Raw genomic sequence first — 1198 nt, 5'->3', positions numbered from 1 at the left:
TCGGAGTTCGTACTCGATCGGGGTGAGCATGCCGAGTGCGGTGTGGCGTCGGCGGCGGTTGTGGAACATCTCGAGGTACTCGAACAGGGCGTTGGCCAACTCGAGGCGGGTGCGCCATCGTCGGCGGTCGAGCAGCTCGGTCTGCACGCGTCCCCAGAACGATTCGATCATGGCGTTGTCGTAGCAGTCGCCGATCGAACCCATCGACGGTAGAAGCCCGGATTCCTTGGCACGCCTGGTGAAAGTCCACGATGTGAATTGGACTCCGTGGTCGGAGTGGATCACCGTGTCCGGCAGCGGGGACCGGTTCGAGATGGCCATGCCAAGCGCGTTGGTGGCCAGGGCGGCGGTCTGGCTGGAGTCGATCGACCAGCCGACGACGCGGCGGGAGTGCACGTCGAGCACGACCGCGCAGTACACCTTTCCTTCGCGGGTTGGATGTTCGGTGATGTCGGTGACCCACAGCTGGTTCGGCGCGGCGCGGGCGAAGTCGCGGTCGACCAGGTCCACCGCGGTGGGCGTGTCGTGTTTCGGCCGTGGTCTGCGTCGGTTGGGCAGGCCCTTGATTCCGTTGCGGCGCATGAGAAGTGCGATGGTGTTGTGTCCGACGGTGATCCCGCGGCCGAGGGTGAGTTCGGCGTGCACTCGTGGGGCGCCGTAGACCTGGAACGACTCGACATGGATTTCGCGGATCAGGTCGACGAGCCAGGCCTGGCGGATCGCCCGCTGCGAGGGAGCGCGGCCTCTCCAGTCGTAGTAGCCGGACTCGGACACTCCGAGCACGCGGCAGGCGAGTTGGATCGACCGCCCTTCGGAGACGATCACCGTGACCGCCTCGTACCGTCTTTTGGGGTGCTGCTCTCCTTGAGCAGCTCGGCGGCGCGCCGGTGGACGGCGACCTCGGCCTCGAGTTCTGCGATCCGACGACGCGCCGCGACCAGTTCGGCGTTGTCGGTGCTGGTGGTGCCGGGTAGTTGCCCGGAGTCGATGAGTTCCTGGCGGCGCCAGGCGTAGATCGTCTGGTCACTGATGTCGAGATCCGCCGCGACCTGGGCGACGCGGCGGCCGGACGCGACCAGGTCGAGCACCTTGCGCCGGAACTCGGGTGGGTACCGCTTGGGCATCGTGGGTTGTCCTCCGGGCTACTGAGATGAGTGATCATCCAGTAACCCGACTCCGTGCAACCAGGGGAGGATCA

1 pseudogene is annotated in these 1198 nt (G+C 66.3%); it reads right to left on the bottom strand.

Features of this window, described 5'->3' with window-relative positions:
- Positions 1 to 1124, bottom strand: a pseudogene (locus Q5530_RS37485) (IS3 family transposase); the annotation flags it as partial.
- Between the last annotated feature and the right edge of the window lie 74 nt (positions 1125 to 1198).

The sequence above is a fragment of the Saccharothrix sp. BKS2 genome (genome assembly GCF_047689505.1).
GTDB lineage: Bacteria > Actinomycetota > Actinomycetes > Mycobacteriales > Pseudonocardiaceae > Actinosynnema > Actinosynnema lopnurensis.
This window is presented reverse-complemented; position numbering and strand designations above follow the sequence as displayed.